This is a genomic window from uncultured Paracoccus sp. (assembly GCF_937873615.1).
Lineage (GTDB): Bacteria > Pseudomonadota > Alphaproteobacteria > Rhodobacterales > Rhodobacteraceae > Paracoccus.
The window spans coordinates 84,541-108,421 of record NZ_CALMYP010000058.1 but is presented as its reverse complement, the minus strand read 5'-3'; the positions used below and the strand labels follow the sequence as shown (position 1 = coordinate 108,421).

Annotated in this window: 25 protein-coding genes; 15 read left to right on the top strand and 10 right to left on the bottom strand. The window is 66.6% G+C overall.

Annotated features, from left to right (window positions below; genetic code table 11):
- Positions 1 to 19 precede the first annotated feature (19 nt).
- Positions 20 to 1,348, bottom strand: coding sequence for an amidase family protein (locus Q0330_RS14315; RefSeq protein WP_299480750.1), 1,329 nt, complete (start codon positions 1,346 to 1,348; stop codon positions 20 to 22).
- A 106-nt stretch (positions 1,349 to 1,454) separates the two neighbouring features.
- Here Q0330_RS14315 and Q0330_RS14310 point away from each other — a divergent pair, with 106 nt between their 5' ends.
- Positions 1,455 to 2,675: a UbiH/UbiF/VisC/COQ6 family ubiquinone biosynthesis hydroxylase gene (locus Q0330_RS14310; RefSeq protein ID WP_299480747.1), complete on the top strand. Its 1,221-nt coding sequence runs from the start codon at positions 1,455 to 1,457 to the stop codon at positions 2,673 to 2,675.
- Here Q0330_RS14310 and Q0330_RS14305 read toward each other — a convergent pair.
- The 4 genes from Q0330_RS14305 to Q0330_RS14290 all read right to left on the bottom strand — a co-directional run bounded on the left by Q0330_RS14305 (position 2,672) and on the right by Q0330_RS14290 (position 5,261).
- Positions 2,672 to 2,866 carry a Trm112 family protein gene (locus Q0330_RS14305; RefSeq protein WP_299480744.1) on the bottom strand — a complete coding sequence of 65 codons (195 nt, stop codon included), beginning with the start codon at positions 2,864 to 2,866 and terminating at the stop codon, positions 2,672 to 2,674. The two genes, Q0330_RS14310 and Q0330_RS14305, sit on opposite strands and share 4 nt — an antisense overlap.
- Positions 2,863 to 3,504: an LON peptidase substrate-binding domain-containing protein gene (locus Q0330_RS14300; RefSeq protein WP_299480741.1), complete on the bottom strand. Its 642-nt coding sequence runs from the start codon at positions 3,502 to 3,504 to the stop codon at positions 2,863 to 2,865. The genes Q0330_RS14305 and Q0330_RS14300 overlap by 4 nt, the downstream gene beginning before the upstream one ends.
- Positions 3,501 to 4,406: a co-chaperone YbbN gene (locus Q0330_RS14295; protein ID WP_299480805.1), complete on the bottom strand. Its 906-nt coding sequence runs from the start codon at positions 4,404 to 4,406 to the stop codon at positions 3,501 to 3,503. Before Q0330_RS14295 ends, Q0330_RS14300 begins: the two co-directional genes overlap by 4 nt.
- Positions 4,407 to 4,475: 69 nt before the next feature.
- The gene (locus Q0330_RS14290; protein ID WP_299480738.1) at positions 4,476 to 5,261 is read right to left on the bottom strand and encodes an exodeoxyribonuclease III; all 786 of its coding nucleotides are present in this window, start codon (positions 5,259 to 5,261) and stop codon (positions 4,476 to 4,478) included.
- A gap of 125 nt (positions 5,262 to 5,386) precedes the next feature.
- Here Q0330_RS14290 and Q0330_RS14285 point away from each other — a divergent pair, with 125 nt between their 5' ends.
- On the top strand, positions 5,387 to 6,703 hold the full coding sequence (locus Q0330_RS14285) for an MFS transporter (protein WP_299480735.1): 1,317 nt from the start codon (positions 5,387 to 5,389) through the stop codon (positions 6,701 to 6,703).
- A gap of 152 nt (positions 6,704 to 6,855) precedes the next feature.
- On the opposite strand, the gene Q0330_RS14280 is transcribed toward Q0330_RS14285, so the two are convergent.
- Positions 6,856 to 7,542: a response regulator transcription factor gene (locus Q0330_RS14280; RefSeq protein ID WP_299480732.1), complete on the bottom strand. Its 687-nt coding sequence runs from the start codon at positions 7,540 to 7,542 to the stop codon at positions 6,856 to 6,858.
- 125 nt (positions 7,543 to 7,667) lie between these two features.
- Between Q0330_RS14280 and ribA the strand changes: the two genes are divergently transcribed.
- A complete protein-coding gene (gene ribA, locus Q0330_RS14275) occupies positions 7,668 to 8,723 on the top strand; it encodes a GTP cyclohydrolase II (RefSeq protein WP_299480729.1) in 1,056 nt (351 codons plus the stop codon).
- The gene (locus tag Q0330_RS14270; protein ID WP_299480727.1) at positions 8,720 to 9,265 is read left to right on the top strand and encodes a L,D-transpeptidase family protein; all 546 of its coding nucleotides are present in this window, start codon (positions 8,720 to 8,722) and stop codon (positions 9,263 to 9,265) included. The genes ribA and Q0330_RS14270 overlap by 4 nt, the downstream gene beginning before the upstream one ends.
- Here Q0330_RS14270 and Q0330_RS14265 read toward each other — a convergent pair.
- A complete protein-coding gene (locus Q0330_RS14265; protein ID WP_299480724.1) occupies positions 9,262 to 9,918 on the bottom strand; it encodes a YggS family pyridoxal phosphate-dependent enzyme in 657 nt (218 codons plus the stop codon). The two genes, Q0330_RS14270 and Q0330_RS14265, sit on opposite strands and share 4 nt — an antisense overlap.
- Positions 9,919 to 9,989: 71 nt before the next feature.
- A complete protein-coding gene (locus Q0330_RS14260; protein WP_299480722.1) occupies positions 9,990 to 11,027 on the bottom strand; it encodes a porin in 1,038 nt (345 codons plus the stop codon).
- A 271-nt stretch (positions 11,028 to 11,298) separates the two neighbouring features.
- Here Q0330_RS14260 and Q0330_RS14255 point away from each other — a divergent pair, with 271 nt between their 5' ends.
- The 5 genes from Q0330_RS14255 to Q0330_RS14235 all read left to right on the top strand — a co-directional run bounded on the left by Q0330_RS14255 (position 11,299) and on the right by Q0330_RS14235 (position 17,063).
- The gene (locus tag Q0330_RS14255; RefSeq protein WP_299480719.1) at positions 11,299 to 11,772 is read left to right on the top strand and encodes a DUF3576 domain-containing protein; all 474 of its coding nucleotides are present in this window, start codon (positions 11,299 to 11,301) and stop codon (positions 11,770 to 11,772) included.
- Between the two features lie 66 nt (positions 11,773 to 11,838).
- Entirely contained in the window at positions 11,839 to 14,376 is a 2,538-nt protein-coding gene (gene leuS / locus Q0330_RS14250; protein ID WP_299480716.1) for a leucine--tRNA ligase, read from the top strand.
- A complete protein-coding gene (gene lptE / locus Q0330_RS14245; RefSeq protein WP_299480713.1) occupies positions 14,363 to 14,860 on the top strand; it encodes an LPS assembly lipoprotein LptE in 498 nt (165 codons plus the stop codon). Before leuS ends, lptE begins: the two co-directional genes overlap by 14 nt.
- Positions 14,857 to 15,885: a DNA polymerase III subunit delta gene (gene holA, locus Q0330_RS14240; protein ID WP_299480710.1), complete on the top strand. Its 1,029-nt coding sequence runs from the start codon at positions 14,857 to 14,859 to the stop codon at positions 15,883 to 15,885. The genes lptE and holA overlap by 4 nt, the downstream gene beginning before the upstream one ends.
- Positions 15,882 to 17,063 carry a TIGR03862 family flavoprotein gene (locus Q0330_RS14235; protein WP_299480708.1) on the top strand — a complete coding sequence of 394 codons (1,182 nt, stop codon included), beginning with the start codon at positions 15,882 to 15,884 and terminating at the stop codon, positions 17,061 to 17,063. The genes holA and Q0330_RS14235 overlap by 4 nt, the downstream gene beginning before the upstream one ends.
- Here Q0330_RS14235 and Q0330_RS14230 read toward each other — a convergent pair.
- Positions 17,042 to 17,629 carry a glutathione S-transferase family protein gene (locus tag Q0330_RS14230; RefSeq protein ID WP_299480706.1) on the bottom strand — a complete coding sequence of 196 codons (588 nt, stop codon included), beginning with the start codon at positions 17,627 to 17,629 and terminating at the stop codon, positions 17,042 to 17,044. The genes Q0330_RS14235 and Q0330_RS14230 overlap by 22 nt on opposite strands.
- Before the next feature lie 124 nt (positions 17,630 to 17,753).
- Here Q0330_RS14230 and Q0330_RS14225 point away from each other — a divergent pair, with 124 nt between their 5' ends.
- Complete coding sequence (locus Q0330_RS14225) at positions 17,754 to 18,995, top strand: MFS transporter (protein ID WP_299480703.1); 1,242 nt, start codon at positions 17,754 to 17,756, stop codon at positions 18,993 to 18,995.
- Between the two features lie 86 nt (positions 18,996 to 19,081).
- Positions 19,082 to 20,425, top strand: a complete 1,344-nt coding sequence (locus Q0330_RS14220) for a hypothetical protein (RefSeq protein WP_299480700.1) — start codon at positions 19,082 to 19,084, stop codon at positions 20,423 to 20,425.
- A gap of 8 nt (positions 20,426 to 20,433) precedes the next feature.
- Here Q0330_RS14220 and Q0330_RS14215 read toward each other — a convergent pair whose 3' ends face one another.
- Entirely contained in the window at positions 20,434 to 20,871 is a 438-nt protein-coding gene (locus tag Q0330_RS14215; RefSeq protein WP_299480697.1) for a PaaI family thioesterase, read from the bottom strand.
- Between the two features lie 129 nt (positions 20,872 to 21,000).
- Here Q0330_RS14215 and Q0330_RS14210 point away from each other — a divergent pair, with 129 nt between their 5' ends.
- From Q0330_RS14210 to rnc, 4 genes are all read left to right on the top strand, one after another.
- On the top strand, positions 21,001 to 21,627 hold the full coding sequence (locus tag Q0330_RS14210; RefSeq protein ID WP_299480694.1) for a LysE family translocator: 627 nt from the start codon (positions 21,001 to 21,003) through the stop codon (positions 21,625 to 21,627).
- The gene (locus tag Q0330_RS14205; RefSeq protein WP_299480691.1) at positions 21,624 to 22,271 is read left to right on the top strand and encodes a pseudouridine synthase; all 648 of its coding nucleotides are present in this window, start codon (positions 21,624 to 21,626) and stop codon (positions 22,269 to 22,271) included. The genes Q0330_RS14210 and Q0330_RS14205 overlap by 4 nt, the downstream gene beginning before the upstream one ends.
- 116 nt (positions 22,272 to 22,387) lie before the next feature.
- The gene (lepB, locus tag Q0330_RS14200; RefSeq protein ID WP_299480688.1) at positions 22,388 to 23,176 is read left to right on the top strand and encodes a signal peptidase I; all 789 of its coding nucleotides are present in this window, start codon (positions 22,388 to 22,390) and stop codon (positions 23,174 to 23,176) included.
- Positions 23,173 to 23,856, top strand: coding sequence for a ribonuclease III (rnc, locus tag Q0330_RS14195; protein ID WP_299480685.1), 684 nt, complete (start codon positions 23,173 to 23,175; stop codon positions 23,854 to 23,856). The genes lepB and rnc overlap by 4 nt, the downstream gene beginning before the upstream one ends.
- Positions 23,857 to 23,881 lie beyond the last annotated feature (25 nt).

The following is a 23,881-nucleotide window of genomic DNA, read 5'->3' as shown; positions in this document are numbered from 1 at the left end:
GCCCGTCCGTCCAGTCGGCTTAGGCCGAAAGCGCCGCTTCCATGGCATGGGCGACACGCAGAAGCGCCAGATCGCCCCCCGCCGGGCCCATGGCCATGATCCCGCAGGCCGGGCGCGCGGTCGGCAGGCTGATCGCCGGCAGGCCCAGAAGATTGCCGATCCGGGTATTGCGCAGGGTCAGCAGGTTTTCCGAGGCGAAGAAATCGGCATCGGCCAGCAAAGCCTCGCGGTCGGGGGGCAGGATCGGGCAGCTAGGCAGGATCACGGCGTCGAAACCCGCCACCGTCTCGGCCCAGAGGCCCCGCAGCCGGTCGAGCGTCTGCCAGCCGGCGACGTAATCCGGGGCCGAAACCTCGCGCCCGGCGCGGAAACGGTTCAGGATCGGCGGATACATCGCCTCGGGCGCATCCTCGATATGGGCGGCCCAGGTGCCGTAAGCCTCGGGCGCGAAGAGCGTCGGTGCCAGCGCCATGACCTCGGCCAGCATGGCCGGCGCGGCGCGGCTGATGCGGACGCCAGCACGGCCAAGGCGATCCACCGCCGCCTCGAAGGCGGCGACGGGGGCCTCGCGCGCGGCGTCGAAGGGCACCCCGTCCAGCACCAGCAGATGCAGCCCCGCCGGTCGCGCATCGGTCAGGTCGGGCGCGGGCCGGGCGGTGATGGCGGCAAAAAGCTCGGCACAATCCTCGACGCTGCGGGCCAGCGGGCCGGCCACGTCGAAACGCGGGCACAGCGGCACCACGCCCGTCATCGGCACCTGCCCCGGCGTCGGCTTGAAGCCCACCAGCCCGTTCCACGCCGCCGGCAGCCGGATCGAGCCGCCGGTATCGGAGCCGATACTGGCCGAAGCCAGCCCGAGCGCCACCGAAACGGCAGAACCGGAACTCGACCCGCCCGGTGCCAGCGCCGGATCGAGCGCATTGGGCGGGGTGGCCGTGATCGGGTTCAGACCCAGCCCGCTGAAGGCCAGTTCGGTCATATGGGTCTTGCCGAGGCACACGAGCCCGGCTTGATCGGCATTGGCCAGCACCACCGCATCGCGATCCGGCACCCGGCCCTTCAGCAGCGCCGATCCGGCCTCGGTCGCGGTGCCGGCACTGTCGATATTGTCCTTCCAGCTGAGCGGGACACCGTCCAGAAGTCCGCGCCGCAGCCCGGCACGGGCGCGGTCATGGGCGGCGATGGCCTCGGAACGGGCGCGCTCCGGGGTCAGCCGGGCAAAGATCCGGTCGCGTTCGGGATGGCGCGAAATCGCCTCCAGACAGGCATCGGTCAGATCCACCGGAGAGACCAGCCCCGCCAGAATCGCCCGCCCCTGTTCGCTTGCCGTGCCGGTCAGCCAATCCATGCCCGTGATCCCCCTTGTTTCCCCGCGAAGCTAATCGCAGCCGCCCGCCCCGTCTATCGCTTTTGCCGCATGGACGCGGCGCCGGGCCGGGCGTAGGATCGCCGCCATGGATAATGAATTCGACGTGGTGATTGCCGGGGGCGGGCTGAACGGCCCGGCGCTCGGACTGGCGCTGGCGGATGCGGGGATGCGCGTGGCCGTCGTGGACGCGGCCCCGGCGCGGGCGCGGGCTTCGGACAATTTCGACGGCCGCGCCTATGCGCTGGCGCTGTCATCGGTGCATCTGCTGCGCGGCATCGGGCTGTGGCAGGGGCTGGCACCGACCGCCCAGCCCATCACCAGGGTCATCGCCCGGCAGGGTCGCGGCGAGGATATCTCGCCGCTCGGGCTGTTCTTCGACAGTGCCGAGATCGAGGAAGGCGTGCTGGGCCAGATGCTGGAAGATCGCTTCCTTTATCGTGCGCTGATTGCCGCCATGCCGGAACGGCTGACCCATATCCCCGAGACGCTGGTGACCGGGCAGGCCGCCGATGCGGGCGGGATCACCGTCGCGCTGTCGGACGGGCGTAGCCTGCGGGCGCGGCTGCTGGTCGGGGCCGACGGGCGGCGTTCGGGTGTCGCCGAACGCGCCGGCATTACCCGCACCGGCTGGGATTACGGCCAGACCGCGCTAGTCGCCGCGCTGAGCCAGGAGATCCCGCATGAAGGCGCGGCCCATCAGATCTTCCTGCCGACCGGCCCGCTGGCGGTGCTGCCGCTGCGCGAGAACCGTTCTTCCATCGTCTGGTCACTGACCCGCAGCCGGGCCACGGCCATCGCCGCACTGTCGGACGAGGCCTTTCTTGAGGTCCTGTCGCCGCATATCCACGGGATCACCGGCCGGATCGAGCTGGCCGGCCCGCGCTTTTCCTATCCGCTGAACCTGACGCTGGCCCGCGATTACGTGGCCGAGCGGGTGGCGCTGATCGGAGATGCCGCCCATGGCGTGCACCCGATTGCCGGACAGGGGCTGAACCTCGGGCTGCGCGATGTGGGGGCGCTGGCGGAATGCCTGGTCGATGCCGCCCGCAATGGCGAGGATATCGGCTTCGCCACCACGCTGGACCGCTATCAGGGCTGGCGACGCTTCGATTCGACCGCGCTGGCGCTTGGCATGGACAGCGTCAACACGTTGTTTTCAAATGATAACCCGCTGCTGCGCGCGGCGCGCGGCCTTGGCATGGGCGCGGTCAACGCGGTGCCGGCGCTGCGCCGCCGCTTCATGCGACAGGCCGCCGGGCTGACCCAGCAACCGATGCCGCGCCTGCTGGCGGGACAGCCGCTTTAATCCGCCTTCAGCTGCCGGGCCTCGTCGATCAGCATGATCGGGATGCCGGCGCGGATCGGAAAGGCGAGGCCGGCGGTTTTCGAGACCAGCTCCTGCCGGGCGGCGTCGTAACTCAGCGTGCCATGGGTGACCGGACAGACCAGGGCTTCCAGCATGTGGCGGTCGAATTCCGGGGCCTTCGCGTCGGTCATTGCATCACCTCGTCATTGGCGCCGTGGCGCAGGTCGTATTCCATCAGCCCTTCCAGCAACACCCGGCGTTCCGGCAGGGTCTCGGCCTCCAGCAGTGCCTGCTTGTCCTGCAGTTCCAGCGGCAGCGCCATGGACAGCGAATTGACCAGCAGTTCCGGCCCGGCATCGCCAGCCTCGTCCCAGTCGGTAGACAGCGAGTGCTCGTCCATATAGCGCCGCATCAGGTCCATGAACGTGTCCCGGTTCCAGTCGGGATCGTCCTCGCCCTCGCCGCCATCGGCCTCGAACCCGGTCCAGTCGGCATGGCCGGTCGGATAGGGGTGAAAGCCTTCCTCGGCATCCATCAGCCGAAACCGCGAGACCTGCCCCAGAGAGATCAGGTAGCGCCCGTCATCCTGCTCGGCAAAGCCCACGATCCGTCCGGCCGAGCCGACATGGGCCAGCATCTCGCCGCCCTCGTCGAGCGGCTGGATCAGCCCGATCATCCGGTGCGGGGTGCGCAGGGCGTCGTCGATCATCTGCAGATAGCGCGGCTCGAAGATGTTCAGCGGCAACCGGGTGCGCGGCATCAGCACCGCACCCGGCAAGACGAAAAGGGGCAGCGTATCGGGAAGATCGAAGGCGGCGCGCCCGCTCATGCGAAGATCAGGCTGGACAGCCGGCGCCGCCCCTTCTGCGCGATCGGATCGGTCGGCGTCAGCGCATCGAAAATGGTGATGAGCTGGGCCTTGGCGGCGCCCTCGTTCCAGTCGCGGTCGCGGCGGAAGGCTTCCAGAAGCTGGTCCACGGCTTCCTCGACCTGACCGGCGGCATGAAGCGCGGTGGCATAGTCGAAACGTGCCTGATTGTCGGCCGGGTCGGCCTCGACCCTGGTGCGCAACTCGTCCAGCGGACCGGCGTTTTCGGCCTGACGGGCCAGTTGCAACTGCGCCCGCGCCGCCTCGACCGGGGCCGATCTGGCGATGGCGGCGGGGACGGTTTCCAAGATAGCTGCCGCCTGATCGGCCTTGCCGCCGGCCAGAAGCGCGCGCAGCAGGCCGCCCCAGGCTTCGGGATTTTCGGCCTCTTCACCGATGATCGCCTCGAAAGTCTCGGCGGCATCGTCGAAGGCACCCTCGGCCAGCATCGCCTCGGCCGCTTCCAGCGCCTCGCCCAAGCCGCCATCGTCGCCCGACAGCGCCGTCAGCTTGTCGATGAATTTCTTGATCTCGCTGGCCGACAGCGCGCCCTGGAAGGCATCGACCGGCTGGCCCTTGTAGAAGGCGAAGACCGTCGGGATCGACTGCACGCGCAGCTGACCGGCGATCATCTGGTTCTCGTCGACATTGACCTTGGCCATGACCACGCGGCCCTTGGCCTTCACCACCTCGGCCTCCAGCGCCGGACCGAGCGTCTTGCAGGGCCCGCACCACGGCGCCCAGAAATCGACGATGACCGGCACCTCCATCGACTTCTCGATGACATCGGCCATGAATGTGGCCTCGGTCACGTCCTTGATGATCTCGCCCGGCGCCGGCGCGGCACCTTGTCCTATCAGCATCTCAGCCATCTGATCCTCGAATTCCTGTCTGGGGCAAATATGGGGCGTCGGGCAGCGCGGTGAAAGGGGTCAGAGATCGAAGCTCGCGAAGACCGGAACATGGTCCGAGGGCTGTTCCCACCCGCGCACCGGACGCAGGATGCGGCTGGAATGGGCGGCAGCCGCGATGTCGGGCGTGGCCCAGACGTGATCCAGCCGCCGGCCCTTGTCGGCGGCGTCCCAATCCTTGGCGCGATAGGACCACCAGCTGTAAAGCAGCCCCTCGGGGATGTCCTTGCGGGTGATGTCGACCCATTTTCCGGCCTCCTGCACCTCGGCCAGATGATCGACCTCGACAGGCGTATGGCTGACGATCTTCAGAAGCTGCTTGTGCGACCACACGTCATCCTCGCGCGGGGCGATGTTCAGATCGCCGACCATGATCGAGCGCGCGGGCCTGTCGGCATGGAACACGTCGCGCATCTCGGTCAGGAAATCGAGCTTCTGGCCGAATTTCTCGTTCTGCTCGCGGTCGGGAATATCGCCGCCTGCCGGAACATAGAAGTTATGAACGGTGACGCCATTCTCCAGCCGCGCGGCGACATGGCGGGCATGGCCGAGCCCGGCATAATCGCGGTCGCCGGCATCCTCCAGCGGCAGGCGCGACAGGATCGCCACGCCGTTATAGCCCTTCTGCCCGCGCGCCACCATGTGGCGGTAGCCGAGCGCGGCAAAGCCTTCCAGCGGAACCTTGTCGACCGGCGATTTGATCTCCTGCAGGCACAGAATATCGGGCGCTTCCTCGCGCAGCAGACGCTCAACCAGTCCCGCGCGCAGCCGGACCGAGTTAATATTCCAGGTGGCAATGGTAAACATGAACGGCCTTTCTGTCGGAGCGCGGAGCCTAGCGACACATTCCCTGACTGTCGAGGGTGGCGAGAATAGCCTTTGCCCCGCCAGACATGCCCGCTAGAAGGGCACAACCGAAGCGGGAGAGACCCATGCGAATGACGATTGACGAGGCGCTGGCTCAGGGCGGCGCGGGTCGATTCCAGAAACGCCTTCTGGGGATTTTCGGGCTGGTCTGGGCCGCCGATGCGATGCAGGTCATCGCCGTGGGCTTCGCCGCACCCTCGATCATGGCGACCTTCGGGCTGGAACGCGGGACCGCGCTGCAGATCGGCACGCTCTTCTTCCTTGGCATGTTCGTCGGTGCCTTCATCTTCGGGCGCGTCGCCGACCGGGTCGGGCGGCGCAATGTACTGCTGCTGACGGTGCTGGCGGATGCGGTCTTCGGCCTCGCCTCGGTCTTCGCGCCCAGCTTCCAGATCCTGCTGGCCTTCCGCTTCCTGACCGGCGTCGCCGTGGGCGGCACATTGCCCGTCGATTACGCCATGATGGCCGAGTTCCTGCCGCCGAAGAACCGGGGCCGCTGGCTGGTGGCACTCGAAGGCTTCTGGGCCATCGGCACCATCGTCGTCGCCGTGACCGCCTGGATCGCCGCCAGTCAGGGCGCCGCCGCCCCCTGGCGCTGGATCTTCTTCGTCGCCGCGCTGCCGGCGGTGATCGGCATCTTCCTGCGCCTCTGGGTGCCGGAATCGCCGATGTATCTGCTGAAATCCGGCCAGCCCGACCGCGCCCTGTCGGTGATCAACCGGGTGCTGAAGGCCAATGGCGCAAAGCCCCTGCCCGCCGATACCGAACTGGTGCTGAGCGCCCCCTCCGAAGGCGCACCGAACTCGATCTTCGCCGGTTCGCTGCTGATGCCGACGCTTGGCATCCTCGCGGTCTGGTTCCTCGTCTCGCTGTCCTATTACGGGGTCTTCGTCTGGGTGCCCGGCTGGCTCGCGAACGAGGGCATGGGCTGGGTGCGCGGTTACGGCTTCCTCGTCATCCTGGCGCTGGCACAGGTGCCGGGCTATGCGCTTGCGGCTTACGGCGTCGAACGCTGGGGACGTCGGCCGACGCTGATGGGCTTCCTGCTGCTGTCGGCCCTCGCCTGCTTCCTGTTCACTCTGTCGATGAACCCGGCGCTCGTCGCCGCCTCGCTGATCGTGATGAGCTTCGCGCTTCTCGGCTGCTGGGGGGCGCTTTACGCCTTCACGCCGGAACTTTACCCGACCAACCTGCGCGGCACCGGCATGGGCACGGCCTCGGCGGTGGCGCGGCTTGGCGGGATCTTCGCACCGACGCTGCTGACCTTCGCCTTCGCCAAGGGCTTCGGCTTCGCCATCGGCGTCTTCGCGGCGCTGCTGGTGCTGGCGGCGCTCGCGCTCGTGCTGGTCCGCACCGAGACCCGCGACCAGGCCATCGGCTAGGCGCGCCACAGCGTGCCGACCACAAAAGGAAAGACCCCCGGCGAATAACCGGGGGTCGATCGAGACAGAGAGCGTGGCCGCATCCCCGAACCACTGGGCTTCGTCGGCATAACCCGCGCCCACCGCCCCGGTTCCGGGCGGCTCGCTCAGATTCAGGCGATCAGCCGGTATCCGCCGCTTTCGGTGACCAGCAACCGCGCGTTCGAGGGATCCGGCTCGATCTTCTGACGCAGCCGGTAGATGTGGGTCTCCAGCGTATGCGTCGTCACCCCGGCATTATAGCCCCAGACCTCGTGCAGCAGCACGTCGCGGGCCACGACCCCATCCTGCGCGCGGTAAAGGAACTTCAGGATATTGGTTTCCTTCTCGGTCAGGCGGATCTTGCGGTCCTTCTCGTCGATCAGCATCTTCATCGCCGGCTTGAACGTATAGGGGCCAAGCTGGAAGACCGCGTCCTCGGACTGCTCATGCGTGCGCAGCTGCGCGCGCAGCCGGGCCAGCAGCACCGGGAACTTGAACGGCTTGGTGATATAATCGTTCGCGCCGCTGTCGAGCCCGAGGATGGTGTCGGCATCGGTATCGTGCCCGGTCAGCATGACCACGGGACATTTGACCCCCTGCTTGCGCAGCCGCTTGCACAGCTCGCGCCCATCGGTATCGGGCAGGCCCACATCCAGCACCACCAGATCGAAGATCGCGCCCTTGGTCCGCTCGACCGCCTCGGCGCCGCTTCCGGCCTCGAAAACGTCGAAATCCTCGGTTGCGACCAGTTGCTCGGCCAGGGCCTCACGCAGGTCTTCCTCGTCGTCCACCAGCAGAATTTTCTTCAGTCCGGCCATGTTCTTGCCTCCAGAAATGCTCTTTGATGGCAAGCTGACTTGCGTCCCGGCCTGCGTCCAGCCATGTTACGAAATCCTCACGCGCTCTTGTCGCCGAGCCTCGAAATGTTTCAGTTTGTTTCAAGATGAGCCTGCTTCCGACCCTCGAAGAACAGATTTTCCGCGCCCGGGCCGAGCTTCGCATGGGCCTCGCGGTGCAGATCGACGGCTGGATCGCCGCCTCGGTGGAAACGCTGCGGCCCGACCGGCTGGCGGCGATCCGCGCGCTGGGGCGTCCGCAACTGGCGATCACCGCGCGCCGGGCCGAGACGTTGAAGGCGCGCGCCTATGACGGCGATCTGGCCCGGATCGAGGTCCCCAATGATGCCGATCTCGGCTGGCTGCGCGCCGTGGCCGACCCGTCGGCCGACCTGATGACGCCGATGAAGGGCCCGTTCCAGACCCTGCGCGGCGGCGGGACCGCTCCGCAGATGGCGGCCATCCTGCTGGCGAAATCCGCGCGCCTTCTGCCCGCCATGCTGATGATCGAGGCGCGCGAGCCTGCCCTGCCGATGCTGCCCGCCACCGCCGTCATCGAAACGCTCGCCGCCGAAGCCGTGCTGCACCCGGTCGCCGCCGCCCGCCTGCCGCTGGCCGCATCGGAACAGTCCGGCCTGCATATCTTCCGCCCCCAGGATGGCGGGGTAGAACATTACGCCGTCGAGATCGGCACCCCGCCCCGCGACGGCACCCCGCTGGTGCGGCTGCATTCGGCCTGCTTCACCGGCGATGTGCTGGGCAGCCTGAAATGCGATTGCGGCCCGCAGCTGCACGCAGCCCTCGATGCGATGGGCCAGCAGAATGCCGGCGTCCTCCTTTACCTGAACCAGGAGGGGCGCGGCATCGGGCTGGCCAACAAGATGCGCGCCTATGCCCTGCAGAATCAGGGCTTCGACACGGTCGAGGCCAATCACCGGCTGGGCTTCGAGGATGACGAGCGCGATTTCCGCATCGGTGCCGGGATGCTGCGCGACATGGGTTTCTCGCGGGTGCGGCTGCTGACCAACAACCCGCGCAAGGTGGCGATGCTGCAATCCCATGGCATCGAGGTGGCCGAGCGCGTGCCCCTGATCCTGCCCAGCAACCGCTTCAACCGCGCCTATCTGGCGACCAAAGCCGAAAAATCCGGGCATCTGCTGTGAGGGATGCCATCTCGCTGACCCCGCGCGGTCTGGACTTCCGGGGCCGCCACATCCCCTGCAGCATCGGCCGGGGCGGCGTTGCCTGCGCCAAGCGCGAGGGCGACGGCACCACCCCCGCCGGACAGCACCTGATTGCCGAATGCTGGTATCGCCCCGACCGCCTGCCCGCACCCGCGCCTTGGGCGAGGCCCATCGGCCCCGGCGATCTCTGGTGCGACGAGACCGGCCACCCGGCCTATAACCGCCACGCCCGCGCCCCGCTTGACGCCAGCCACGAGCGCCTGCGCCGCGCCGACCCGCTTTACGACATCGTCCTGACCACTAACTGGAACTGGCCCGAGGCCAAGCCCGGCAAGGGATCGGCCATCTTCCTGCACCAGTGGCGCCGCCCCGGTTATGCCACCGCCGGCTGTATCGCCATGGGCCGCCGCCACCTGATCTGGCTGGCCGCGAATGCCGCACCGGGAACCAGGCTGATCGTTCCGTCTTCGGTGCCCAAATACCTGCACATCCGGGGCAGCGCCCCGGAAACGCGCGTCTAACGCGCGTAATCCCGCGCCCCGAAGATCGCGCTGCCGACGCGGATATGGGTCGCGCCCTCGGCAATCGCATCCTCGAAATCGCCGCTCATCCCCATGGAGAGCTGGCCCAGCCCCTCGGCCTCGGCCAACTCGCGCAGCAGCCGGAAATGCGGCCGCGCCGGCTCGGCTTCCGGGGGGATGCACATCAGCCCTTGCGGGGTCAGGCCAAGCCCCCGGGCCTGCGCCAGGAAGCCCGGCAGTTCATCGGGCAGGATCCCGGCCTTCTGCGGCTCGTCCCCAGTATTGACCTGCACGAACAGCGCGGGCGCCCGCCCCTCGGCCTCGATCGCGGCGGCCAGCTTGCGCGCCAGCGACATTCGGTCGAGCGTGTGGATGGCATCGAACAGCCCCACCGCCGCCCGCGCCTTGTTCGATTGCAGCGGCCCGATCATGTGCAGTTCCACATCCGGGAAGCGCGCGCGCCAGTCCGGCCATTTGCCCTGTGCTTCCTGCACGTAATTCTCGCCGAAGATGCGCTGACCTTCGTCCAACACCGCCTCGACCCGCGCGTTCGGCTGCACCTTGCTGACCGCGATCAGCGTAACCGCGCCCTCGGGCCGGCCTGCCGCCCGTTCTGCCGCGCGCATGCGCGCCCTGATGTCACTCAATCCCATGGCGCGAAACTCACAAAAGAAAAGAGCGGGCGCAAGGCCCGCTCTTTCCGGAAGTTCATCCGATCAGAGGATCAGAAGTTGAACGAGATACCGAAGTCGGCCAGGGTGTTGTCGAAGCTTTCGCTGCCAGCGTCGATCGAAGCGTCAACGATACCGCCCTTGAGGGTGGCGCCGCCGCCCAGGTCGTAGGAAGCACCGATACCGAAGGCATCGCCGTCCAGGTCGATATTGTCGAAGTCGTTCTTGCGGTAGAAGCCGGTCAGCGCCACGCCATTGTTCATGTCGTACTCGGCGCCCAGACCATACTGGCTGTAGTCCAGATTGTCGTCATCCGAGTCGGTGTCCATGTAAGCGGCTTTGAAGGTGAAGCCACCGTAAACCATGCCACCCGACAGACCCCAGACTTCCGAGTCCGAGTCGAAGCCCAGCGGGCCGATCAGAGCGGTGAACTCGCCATCGTCGCCGATGGTGAACGGGTTGATGGTGTAATCGGCTTTGGTGTAGCCGAGACCGAAGGTGTAGTTGCCCATGTCATAGCCGACGCCAAGCGACCAGGTCTGGGTGTCGCGATCATTGTCGGTGTTGCCATAGTAGCCGTCGAAGAACGAGGCATACAGGTTGAAGTTGTTGATGCTGTATTCATACAGAACACCGCCGTCGCCATCGACTTCTTCCGAACCGACATAGGCGAATTCGTTCCAGTAATCGAGGCCCGACAGACCGACTTCCGGCAGGTCGCCAACAGCTTTTTCCATCGCCGAGTCGATATCACCGATCATCAGCTTGCCATAGGCACCCGAGATCCAGATGTCGCCGGAGGTGGCGGAGTTGTTGTCGCCAGCATTGGCATGCTGGTCCGAACGCAGGTGCGCGCCGAAGGACAGGCCAGCGTCCGATTCGCCGCTCAGCGTGAACTTGACGCGGACACGGTTGATGACGTTCCAGGAGCTGTCAGCATCGTTGATGCCGTTAGCATTGTCGTCCATGTAGTAGCCGGTGTCGCTTTCATAGCGCAGACCCATGCGGCCGTCGCCGCTCACTGCGACTTCAGCGGCAGCGTAGCCAGCGGTCATGACGAGCGCGGTGGTCGCAAACAGAACCTTTTTCATGATGTTCCCTCTTGTCTCTCGGTGGTGGGCCCCAAAGGCACTATCCGCCGTTGGGTATGGACGATGTGTCGCTCGTTCGGCCTGGCAATGCAATTAAAACGCCGCCGGCTTTGCGGGATTGGCCCATTTGTGGTGCACATTGGTCACACCGCGGTGAACGCCCCGGATTTGAGCGGATTAGGGAAAAGCTTGTCCGCCCCGCCCGATCCGCGCTAATGAGCGGCAAGGCCCCGCGCCACAAGCGGGCAACGTACTATATAAGGACAGTGCCATGACCCGTTTTGCGTTCCGTGCCGCCGCGACACTCGCGCTGACCCTTTCGGTGGCGGGCTGTGGCGGTGGCGGCATGTTCGGCGGATCGAACAACCAGCAGACGACCCGCACTCAGGAACGCCGCGAATCGACAATCTGGGACCTGTTCAGCAACAATAACGATTCGAACAAGGTGGTGGCCGTCAACAAATACCTGTGGAATGCCAGCCTCGACGTGCTGAACTTCCTGCCGATCCAGTCCATCGACCCGTTCACCGGCGTCATCGTCACCGGCTATGGCACGCCTCCCGGCGGCGGTCGCGCCTATCGCGCCACGGTCCATATCACCGATCCGGCGCTGGATGCGCGTTCGCTGAAACTGTCGCTGCAAAGCTCGGGCGGCGGCGCGGTGGCGCCCGGCACCGTGCAGGCGGTCGAGGATGCGATCCTGACCCGCGCCCGCCAGTTGCGCGTGGCCGACGGCAAGCTGTAAGCGCTTCTGGACCAAGCCGCGCGGCGGCGTTAAACCCTCCGGGCAACCTACACGCCCGGAGCCGTCATGACCTATTCCCCCGCGACCAGCGAACCGCATTGGCAGAAGGCCTGGGCCGATGCCGAAAGCTTCCGCGCCGTGCGGGACGAACGCCCGAAATATTACGTGCTGGAGATGTTCCCCTATCCGTCGGGGCGCATCCATATGGGCCATGTGCGCAATTACACGATGGGCGACGTGGTGGCGCGGTTCAAGCGCGCGCAGGGCTTTTCGGTGCTGCATCCGATGGGCTGGGACGCTTTCGGGATGCCGGCCGAGAACGCCGCCATGGAACAGGGCGGCCATCCCCGCGACTGGACCTATGGCAATATTGCCACAATGAAGGACCAGCTGAAGCCGCTGGGTCTCTCCATCGACTGGAGCCGCGAATTCGCCACCTGCGACGACGATTACGTCGCCCAGCAGCAGGCGCTGTTTCTGGACATGCTCGATGCCGGGCTGATCACCCGCAAATCGGCGCAGGTGAACTGGGACCCGGTCGACATGACCGTGCTGGCCAATGAACAGGTGATCGACGGCAAGGGCTGGCGCTCGGGCGCCCCGGTCGAGCGCAAGGAGTTGACGCAATGGTTCTTCCGCATCTCGGATTATGCCGAGGAACTGCTGGAGGCCATCGACAGCCTGAAAGGCTGGCCGGAGAAGGTCCGGCTGATGCAGCAGAACTGGATCGGCAAGTCGCGCGGGCTGCAATTCCGCTTTGCCACCGTGAACGCGCCCGCAGGGTTCGACCGGATCGAGGTCTATACCACCCGCCCTGACACGCTGATGGGGGCAAGCTTCGTGGCCCTTTCGCCCGATCATCCGCTGGTCAGGCATCTGGCCGAATCGGACGCGAAGGTTGCCGCTTTCGTCGAGGAATGCCGCCGCATCGGCACCACCGAGGAAGCCATCGAAACCGCGCCCAAGATGGGCTTCGACACCGGGCTGACGGTCACGCATCCGCTTGATCCGGCATGGAAACTACCGGTCTGGATCGCGAATTTCGTGCTCATGGATTACGGCACCGGCGCGATCTTCGGCAGCCCCGCCCATGACGAGCGCGACCACGAATTCGCCAGCAAATACGGCCTGCCGATTCGCGCCACCTTCGGCGAGAAGGGCATGGACATGGCACAGGCCGACGCGCTCGTCGCCAAGGCGCCTTACGTTCCGGCCAAGACCGAGACCGTGACCTATGTGCGCGGCTTTGCCGGCCCCGCTGACCAGACCGGCGATCAGGCCGTGCCCGAGGCCATTGCCGTCGCGGAACAGCAGGGCTGGGGCGAGGGCGTGACGAAATTCCGCCTCCGCGACTGGGGTATCTCGCGCCAGCGTTACTGGGGCTGCCCGATTCCGGTGGTGCATTGCGCGACATGCGGCACCGTGCCGGAAGCCAAGCAGAACCTGCCGGTGCTGCTGCCGCAGGACGTAACCTTCGACGTGCCCGGCAACCCGCTCGACCGGCACCCGACATGGCGTCAGGCCACCTGCCCGGTCTGCGGCGGCGCGGCCACGCGCGAGACCGACACGATGGACACTTTCGTCGATTCGTCCTGGTATTACGCCCGCTTCACCAGCCCCCATGCGGCCACGCCGACCGAGCGCGCGGACGCCGATTACTGGATGAACGTGGACCAGTATATCGGCGGGATCGAGCACGCGATTCTCCACCTGCTCTATTCCCGCTTCTTCGCCCGGGCGATGGAAAAGACCGGCCACCTGCCCGCCAAGGCGATCGAGCCCTTCGACGCGCTTTTCACGCAGGGCATGGTCACGCATGAGATCTACATGACCCGCGACGACAGGGATCGCCCGGTCTATCACCTGCCCGAGGACGTCATCGACGGAAAGCTGAAGAACGGCACCCCGGTCGAGATCGTGCCTTCGGCCAAGATGTCGAAATCCAAGAAGAACGTCGTCGATCCGGTCAATATCATCGCCGATTTCGGGGCCGATACCGCGCGCTGGTTCATGCTCTCGGACAGCCCGCCCGAACGCGACGTGGAATGGACCTCGGCCGGGGCCGAAGCCGCGAACAAGTTCCTGTCGCGGGTCTGGCGGCTGGCCGACGAATCCCCGGAGGGGGGCGAAGACGCGGACCTGACGCGCGCCGCCCATCGCGCCATCGCCGATGTCACCAAAGCCATCGAGGGCTTCGCCTTCAACAAGGCGGTGGCGAAACTCTATGAGCTCGCCAATGCCATCGGCAAATCCAGCGCCGGCGGTGCGGCCCGGGCCGAGGTGCTGCGGATCATGGCCCAGCTTCTGGCCCCGATGGTTCCGCACCTGGCCGAGGAGATCTGGGCCAAGGCAGGCGGTCAGGGTCTGGTCGTGGACGCGGCATGGCCGAAAGCCGATCCGGCGCTGCTGGAAGACGATTCGGTGACCCTGCCGATCCAGATCAACGGCAAGCGCCGGGCCGAGATCTCGGTGCCGAAGACCATGTCGAAGGAAGACATCGAATCGCTGGTGCTGGCCGACGATACCGTGCTGCGTTTCCTCGACGGGGCGGCGCCGAAGAAACTGATCGTGGTGCCGGGGCGGATCGTCAATGTCGTGGCATAGCCTCTCCCGCCGCGCGGCATTCCTTGGCACGCTGGCCCTGCTCGCCGCCTGCGAGATGACGCCGGCCTTCGGCCCCAATGGCGCCGGCACCGCGCTTTATGGCCGCGTCCAGCTGCGCGAGCCCGAGGATATCGACGGATTCGCGCTGAACCGGCACCTGTCGGAACGGCTCGGCCCCGAACAGGCGGCCAGCTATGCGCTGAATTACCGGCTGACCACGGCCTCGGTCGCGCAGGGAATCACCCCCGACGACGTGACCACGCGCTATTCGCTGAACGGCACCGTGGATTTCGCGCTGACCGATCTCGCCTCGGGCGCGGTGATTACCCAGGGCCGCGTGTCCAGCTTCACCAGCTATTCCGCCATCGGCACCACCATTGCCACGCTGACTGCGGAGCGCGATGCCCATGAACGCCTGATGGTCATGCTGGCCGATCAGGTCGTGACCCGGCTGCTGGCGACCGGGCCGAAGCCGGTGCAATGATCCTCAAGGGTGCCGAGATCGGCCGCTATCTGGCCAGGCCCGACCCGACCCGGCCGGCGCTGCTGATCTATGGCCAGGACGCCATGCGCGTCGCCCTGAAACGGGCCGAGGCGGTGGCGGCGCTGACCGGCCCCAATGCCGACGAAGAAATGCGCCTGACCCGCATCCCCGGCGCCGATCTGCGGAAGGACGCCGCCCTCGTTCTGGATGCGATCAAGGAAGTGGGCTTCTTCCCCGGCCAGCGTGTCGTTCTGGTCGAGGACACGCCCGACGCCGCCGCCCCGGCCATTGCTGCGGCGTTGCAGGACTGGGCGCATGGCGATGCGGTGATCGTGGTCACGGCGGGCGGGGTGGCGAAATCTTCCCCCCCCCGCAAGCTCTTCCCACCCCCCGCCACCCCCCCGACCCCGCCGCCCCCTCACCGCCCCCCCCGCGGTGAGGTGATCACCCGCTGGCTCAAGGAGGCCGGGCTGACCGAGGTCCCGCAGGCCGCCATGCGCGATCTGCTGGCGCTGTCGCGCGCGCTCGATCCCGGCGATTTCCGCCAGACGGTCGAGAAGATCGCGCTTTACAAGCATGGCGACCCCGAGCCGCTCAATCCTGCGGAAATCGCGCTCATGGCGCCGGCCACCATCGAGGCCGAGGTGGATCAGCTGATCGACGTGGTGGCCGATGGCCGCGCCGACGATTTCGGCGCGCTCATGCGCCGGATCGAGGCGCAGGGCATCGCCCCGGTCACGCTCTGCATCGCCGCACTTCGCCATTTCCGCGCCCTCCACGCGGCCAGCGCCGATCCGGGCGGGCCGCAGGCGGGGCTGTCGCGGCAGCGCCCGCCGGTCTTCGGGCCGCGCCGCGACCGCATGGCCCGGCAGGCGCAAAGCTGGGGGATGCGCAATCTGGAAGAGGCCGTGCATCACCTGCTGGATACCGACTTGCAACTGCGCAGTTCCTCGCGCGCCCCGCAGATGGCGCTGATCGAACGCGCGCTGATCCGGCTGGCGATGATGCCGCGCGGATCGCGGTGAACGGCGCACTGGTCATCGGCGCGGGTCCCGCCGGGCTGATGGCGGCAGAGGAACTTGCCCGCGCCGGCCATCCCGTGACCGTCGCCGAGGCCATGCCGACCCCGGCCCGCAAATTCCTGATGGCCGGGAAATCCGGCCTGAACCTGACGAAGGACGAAGCGCCCGAGGCCTTCGCCCGCCACCTGATCCCCGGCACCCCGCCCGAAGCCGGATATTTCACGGCGCCCATGACCCCGGCAGAGGTCATGGGTTGGGCGCAAGGGCTGGGGATCGAGTTTTTCACCGGCTCGACAGGCCGGGTGTTTCCAAGGGGCATGAAAGCCTCGCCGCTGCTGCGTGCCTGGCTGTTGCGGCTGCAGACCCTTGGCGTCAGCCTGCACAGCCGCTGGCGCTGGCAGGGTTTCAACGGCGATGCGCTGATCTTCGACACGCCCCTGGGCCAACGACTTCTGCACCCCCAGGCCACCGTTCTGGCGCTTGGCGGGGCAAGCTGGCCAAGGCTCGGCTCGGACGCCGCATGGGTGCCGTGGCTTTCCGCCAAAGGCGTCGGTATCGCCCCCTTCCGGCCCGCCAATATGGGCCTGCGCATGGACTGGTCGCCGGCCATGAGCCGCCACTTCGGCCAGCCGGTGAAGGGCACGGCGATCCATGCCGGCGGCATCAGCCGGGGCGAATGGGTGATCTCGCGCCACGGGGTCGAGGGCGGCGGCATCTACGCCCTCGCCGCCGCGATTCGCGACGGGGCGGAAGCGACGCTCGACCTCGCCCCCGATCTGGACCTGAGCATCCTGACGCAACGATTCGCCCGCCCGCAGGGCAAGCTCTCCATCGGCAACTGGCTGCGCCGGGTGCTGAACGATCCGGTCAAGGTGGCGCTGCTGCTGGAATGGGGCCGGCCCCTGCCCGACAGCGCCGAGGGCTGGGCCAGCCGCGCCAAGTCCCTGCCGATCCGCCATCTTGGCCCGATGGGGCTCGACCGCGCCATCTCTTCCGCCGGAGGCATCCGGCTGGATGCGCTGACCGGCGGGCTGGAACTTCGCGCCCTGCCAGGCATCTTCGCGACAGGCGAAATGCTGGACTGGGAGGCACCGACCGGCGGCTATCTTCTGACCCACAGCCTCGGCACCGGGCGATGGGCGGGACGTGCGGCGGCGGGCTATCTGGCCTCGGCGCGCTGATAGGCCGGGCGCTTGCGCATGATTTCCCAGTAATTGCCCAGCCAGCATTCCTTGATCGGAAATTGCGCCGCCAGACCCCAGCCGAGGCAATGGGTCAGGATAATATCGGGCACCGTCATCGCCTCGCCCATCAGAAACGGCCCGTCGCCGACCCGCTGCTTCAGGATCTCCTGACTGCGCTGAAACTCCCAACGCAGCGTGTCCTTGATGCCCGAGACCCGCAATTCCTTGGGCAGCACGAATGTATGGCGCGCGGCGGTCCACAGCACGGCATCGTATTCATCCAGCAGGAATTGCGTCAGACTGTCCTGCCGGGCGCGTTCCAGCGTCCCCGCCGGATGGGTCAGCTGACCATGCTTGTCGGCGAGATACTGGAGGATCGCCGTCGAATCGGTGATCGGCGTGCCATTGTCGATCAGCACCGGCACCTTGCCCGAGGGGTTGAACGCCACCACCCCCTCGGATCGCGGCGGGGCCGGGACCAGCTCATAGGGCAGTTCCAACTCCTCCAGCATCCAGATGACGCGGAAGGCGCGGGTCTGCGGCGTGCCGATGACCTTGTACATCGTTATCTCCCCTTCCTCGGAAGGCTAGGCCGGCCCGCGCCCAGCCGCAAGCCGCGAAACGGCGGCGCTTGACCTTCCCGGCACGCTTGCCCAAAGCTGCGCCACGGAAGCGGAGTTTTCTGTCATGTCGCAATCGTCGAAGCTTATGACCCCGATCCTGATCGGGGGCTGTATCATCCTGCTGATCAATTTCTCGCTGCGCGCCAGCTTCGGCGTATTCCAGATCCCCGTGCAGGAGACCTTTGGCTGGCCGCGGGCGGAATTTTCGCTGGCCATCGCCATCCAGAACCTCGCCTGGGGGATCGGCCAGCCGATCTTCGGCGCACTGGCGGAACGCTGGGGGGATCGCTGGGCGATCATCCTGGGCGCGATCCTCTATGCCTTCGGTCTGGTCATGTCGACCATGGCCACAACCCCCGAAGCGATGCAGCTATGGGAGGTCGCGGTCGGTTTCGGCATCGCCGGCACCGGTTTCGGCGTCATTCTGGCCGTCGTCGGCCGCGCCACCAGCGACGAGAACCGCAGCCTCGCCCTTGGCATCGCCACCGCCGCCGGGTCCGCCGGTCAGGTCGTCGGCGCGCCACTGGCCGAGGGGCTGCTGAGCCTGATGGGCTGGCAGGGCGTCTTCCTGGTCTTCGCCGGCATCGCGCTGACCATGATCCTCTTCATCCCCATGCTCGGGCGCGGCAAGCCCGCTTCGCCCTCCGAACTGGAGGAAAGCATGGGCAGCGTGCTGAAGCGCGCCTTCCGCGATCCGTCCTATCTGATGATCTTCGCCGGCTTCTTCTCCTGTGGGTATCAGCTGGCCTTCATCACCGCCCATTTCCCGGCCATGGTGACCGAGATGTGCGGCCCGATCGCACCGGGCAGCCTGCTTGCGTCACTGGGCATCACCTCGACCTCGGCGCTGGGCGCATGGGCCATCGCGGTGATCGGGGCAGCGAATATCGCCGGCTCGATCTTCGCCGGCTGGCTCGGCAAGCGCTATACCAAGAAATACCTGCTGGCGGGGATCTATACGCTGCGCACCATCGCCTCGGCGGCCTTCATCATGACCCCGATCACGCCCGGCACGGTGCTGCTGTTCAGCCTGGTCATGGGCGCGCTCTGGCTCGCCACGGTGCCGCTGACCTCGGGCCTGGTCGCCTATATGTATGGGCTGCGCTACATGGGCACGCTTTACGGCTTCGTCTTCCTGTCGCACCAGATCGGCTCGTTCATGGGCGTCTGGCTGGGCGGAGAGCTTTATGACCGGTTCGGCGATTACACGCTGGTCTGGTGGGTCGGCGTCGGCGTCGGCGCCTTCTCGGCGCTGATTCATTTGCCGATCAAGGAGGCCCCGGCCCGGATGCCCGTCGCGGCCTGAGCCCAACTCTCAGCCGCCGCGCATTGCCCCTGCGCGGCGTTTCCCCTAACTTGCAGGCCATTGTTTCCAGGTTGAGCCTTTTTGCCATGAAGCTTTCCGCCCCGATCATCGTTGGCACCCTGGCCGTTGCCGGCAGCATCGTCCTGCTGAGCCTGGACCGTTCCGACAGCGAGGCCGATCCCGCGCAGGAGCCGGCAGCCGTTCAGGCCAGGCCCGACACGACAAGCACCACGGTCACCGCCATTCGCCACCCCGACCCGACGCTTGCGCGCATTCCCCAGGGCTCGCCCACCGACCTGTCCCGGCTGCCGGTCACGCCGATCACGCCCTGGGACGATTCCGGGCTGCGCGGCTGGATCGAAAAGACACTGGCGAAGCTGGAAACCGGAATCGACGACGCCGAAGTCAAGCGCCTCGGGCAGGAGGCCGCGGCGGCGGCAGAATCTGCCACCGACACGCAGACATTCTATCGCGCGACGCGCAGCGCGATCCCGTTCATCTATGAAAGCGACGACCCGGAAGACCATCGCAAGGGCCTTTATATCCTGTTGAAAGCCGCCAGTTCCGGGCGCGACGAGCCCTTCACCTTCATGCGTCTCGGCGGCTACCTGGAAGAATTCGGCGAGTTGAACGACGCGCCCTTTGCACCGGATGCCTATCGCGTCGCGGCGGATCGCGATTTCCTGCCGGCGATCATCAATCTCGCGATTGCCGTGAAGGACAGCATCGGTTTCCCGCCCGATGACCTGGAGGCCTATCTGCTCTATGGGCTGGACCTGAATGCCGATGACGGCGGCTGGAACATCCTGTCGCTGGTGCAGAACTTCTATATTTTCGATCAGCCGGACCGCGACCCGAAGGACCGCCTGCAGCAGGTCGTCGCCCGCTATCGCGACTACGGCGACGAACCAGAGGCAAACATGCTGGAATTCCGCATGTATCTTGGCGGTCGCGGGGTCGACCCCGACCCGGAACAGGCACTCGCCGCCGCCAAACGCGCTCTGTCCGGCGGATATGATTGGGTCGCCGGAGATATCGGGTATATCTACCAGCAGACCGACAGCCCGCTTTATGATCGCGACCTGTCGCGCGACTATCTCGTCGCCTGCCTCGATCATGACCCGCAGGATTTCTGCGCGGTCAACCTCGCCGTGCTCTATGCCGAGCCCAATGCGGATGGCGAGATCTCGACCCTGGCCGTCGCCTTCTACAAATATGCGCTGGAACTCGATACCGGCGGCGATTCGACAACGCAGGAACTGGCACGAGAGCGCTTCGGTCGCCGCTTCCAGGAACTGAACGCGAATGGCATGGCCCAGGTAGATGTCTATTACCAGGCCATCAGCACCGGCGATTACTCGGCCATTCCGCATCTGAAGGATGCCCGCCCGGTGCCGGAACTGGCTGAACCGGAACCCGCGTCGAACTGACCGCAGCCCTAGCCCTTCGCGACCTCAGCCGGGTCTTTCCAGCGGATCGTCATCTGCGTCTGCGTGACCCTTGCGGCCACCTTGCCATCGCCGCGCGTCACCACGATTTCCCAGATCTGCGTCGTGCTGCCGATATGAAGCGGTGTCGCGGTGGCCCGGGCGAGATCGCCGATACGGATCGGGCGCAGGAAATTCACCTTCGATTCCAGCGTCGTCGTGTTCTCGCCATCCTTGAGGTTCAGCGACGCGCCGGTCCCTCCGGTATTGTCGGTCAGTCCCAGCACGGCACCGCCATGCATGACCCCGTTGCGATTCGACAACTCGGCCGTGACCGGCAATTCCATCACCACGCGTTCGGGACTGGCCTCGATCAGGCGAATGCCCAGCATCCGCGAAAACTCGGGTTGCGCTTCGGCGATGGCCCTGAGGCGGTCGGTCTCGGTCATGTCATATCCCCTGCCTGTGATGTTCCCCGCAGACTAACTCGACCACCGCACCGGCAATGGCAAGGCCCCCTCGTCAAGCCGCCCCGGCTGCGCTAGTCAGGCGAAAACGGCCCGAGAGGGGGGGCGCGCATGATCTGGGACACCATCGCCAATATCCCGCAGGCCAGCCTTCTGACCTTCGTCGGCGGCGGCCTGCTTCTCAACCTGGCGCCGGGGCAGGACGTGATGTTCGCCACCGCCTGCGGGCTGAGGGGCGGCCCGCGCGCCGGCGCATTGGCCGGGCTGGGCGTGGGCATCGGCGTCAGCTTCCACCTGACCCTTGCCACCATCGGCCTCGGTGCCGTCGCGGCGGCCTATCCGCAGCTTCTGACCGCGATCAAATATCTCGGTGCCGCCTATCTGCTGCTGCTCGCCTGGCAAAGCTGGCATGCCGAGCCTCATGCCCCCGCAACCCGCACCCCCGAAAGCGCCTGGCGGATCATCCGGCGCGGTGCGCTGTCCAATATCCTCAACCCCAAGCCGGTGCTGTTCCTGCTGGCTTTCCTGCCGCCCTTCACCCGGCCCGAATACGGCCCGGTCTGGCAACAGATCCTCGGCCTCGGGCTGATCTTCACCGTCACCGGCACGCTGATCACCATCGGATACGGCGTCCTCTCCGGCCTGCTCGGGATGCGCCTTGGCCGGCATCTGGGCGTCCTCAACCGGATCGCGGCGCTGATCCTCGGCGGGCTTGCCCTGCGTCTGGTCACGAAATGACCTTCACCTATGCGCCCCCGCCCGATCCGCCGGTGATCCTGCATCACGATCACGAGGTTCTGGTCGTCGACAAGCAGGCCGGCCTGCTCTCGGTCCCCGGCCGGGGCGAGGACAAGGCCGACTGCCTGATCGAGCGTCTGCGCGGCGCCTTTCCGACCGTGCTTCTGGTCCACCGGCTCGACCTCGACACCTCCGGGGTGATGGTCTTCGCGCTGACGCCCCATGCGCAGCGCCACCTGTCGAAACAGTTCGAGGAGCGGAAGACGAAGAAGACCTATATCGCCCGCGTCGCCGGTCGCGTGACCGAGAAGACCGGCACCGTCGATCTGCCGCTGATCGTCGACTGGCCGAACCGCCCGCGCCAGAAGGTCGATTTCGAGGCTGGCCGCCCCGCGCAAACCGACTGGCGCGTGGTCCGCGCCAACGATACCGAGACCCGCATCCGCCTGATGCCGCTGACCGGGCGCAGCCACCAGCTTCGCGTCCACATGGCCGAGACCGGCCACCCGATCCTCGGCGATCCGCTTTACGCCTCGGGGGCTGCGGCGGATCATCCCCGGCTCATGCTCCACGCCGAATCGCTGCGCTTCAAGCATCCCGAAAGCGGAGTGCAGATGAATTTCTCGGCCAGGGCACCGTTCTGAACGCCCGACGGATCAATCACCGCCGCGCGTTCCACGGCCCTTGCGCCTTGCATTGCTTGACTTTCCGCCCCCCCGGCACCATTCAGCCGGGATACAGCAAGCCCGAAGGACGGATCATGGCAGCCAAGGCGGACAAGAAGGAAGGCATCTGGGAAACGGTCAAGACCGTGTTCTGGGCGCTGATCATCGCGGGCGTCTTCCGCACGCTGTTCTTCCAGCCCTTCTGGATCCCCTCGGGCAGCATGAAGGACACGCTGCTGATCGGCGATTTCCTGTTCGTGAACAAGATGGCTTACGGCTATGCCGCCGTCTCCTGCCCGTTTTCGGTCTGCCCGATCTCGGGCCGCATCCTCGCATCGGAGCCCGAGCGTGGCGATGTCGTCGTCTTCCGCCACCCGACCCAAGGCGTCGATTTCATCAAGCGCGTGATCGGCCTGCCCGGCGATACCGTGCAGATGCAGGACGGCAAGCTGATCATCAATGGCGAGCCGGCCACCTACGAGGACATGCCCGATTTCGTCGAGTTGAAGGCCCCGCAGGGCAGCCAGCAGCTGATGCCGCGCTGCGCCAACGACCCGGTGCCGGAAGGCGGGCAATGCATCAAGCAGCGCATGACCGAGACCCTGCCCGGCGGCACCGGCCACGACGTGCTCAACATCATTGATGGCTGGATGGTCGATTCGACCAATGTCTTTACCGTGCCGGAAGGCAATTACTTCTTCATGGGTGACAACCGCGACAATTCGCAGGATTCGCGCTTCCCCGCGACCAGCGGCGGGCTTGGCTTCGTGCCGGCGGAATACCTGATCGGACGCGCCGACCGGATCATCTTCTCCTCGGCCGGGAAATCGCTGCTCTACTTCTGGACCTGGCGCGGCGACCGCTTCTTCAAGGCGATCCATTGAAGGTGGCCGGGGAACTGCGCGACTTCATGGCCCGGCTGGGCCATGACTTCGCGCGCCCCGAACTGCTGATCCGGGCGCTGACCCACGGCTCCGTCGCCTCGCCCACCCGTCCCGACAACCAGCGGCTGGAATTCCTCGGCGACCGGGTGCTTGGCCTGACCATCGCCGAGGCGCTGTTCCGCGCCGACCGCGCCGCCTCCGAAGGCCAGCTCGCGCCGCGCTACAATACCCTGGTGCGTGGCGAGACCTGCGCCGAGATCGCCCGCGAGATCGGCCTCGGCGACGTGCTGAAACTCGGCCGCTCGGAAATGATGTCCGGTGGCCGCCGCAAGGAGGCGCTTCTGGCCGACGCGATGGAAGCCGTGCTGGCCGCGATCTATCTCGATGCCGGCTTCGCCACCGCGCAGGCGGTGGTGCTGAACCTCTGGGCCGACCGGCTGGACAATGTCGAGGACGACGCCCGCGACGCCAAGACCGCATTGCAGGAATGGGCGCAGGCCAAGGGCATGACACCGCCGAAATACGCTGTCACGGGCCGCAAGGGCCCCGACCACGCCCCCGAATTCGAGATCACCGTGACGCTGGACGATGGCCAAAGCGCCGTGGCCTCGGGCAAGGGCACCAAGCGCAGCATCGAACAGGCCGCCGCCACGGAACTGCTGAAACTGATCGGCGCATGAGCCACCACCTGCCCCCTATCACCGG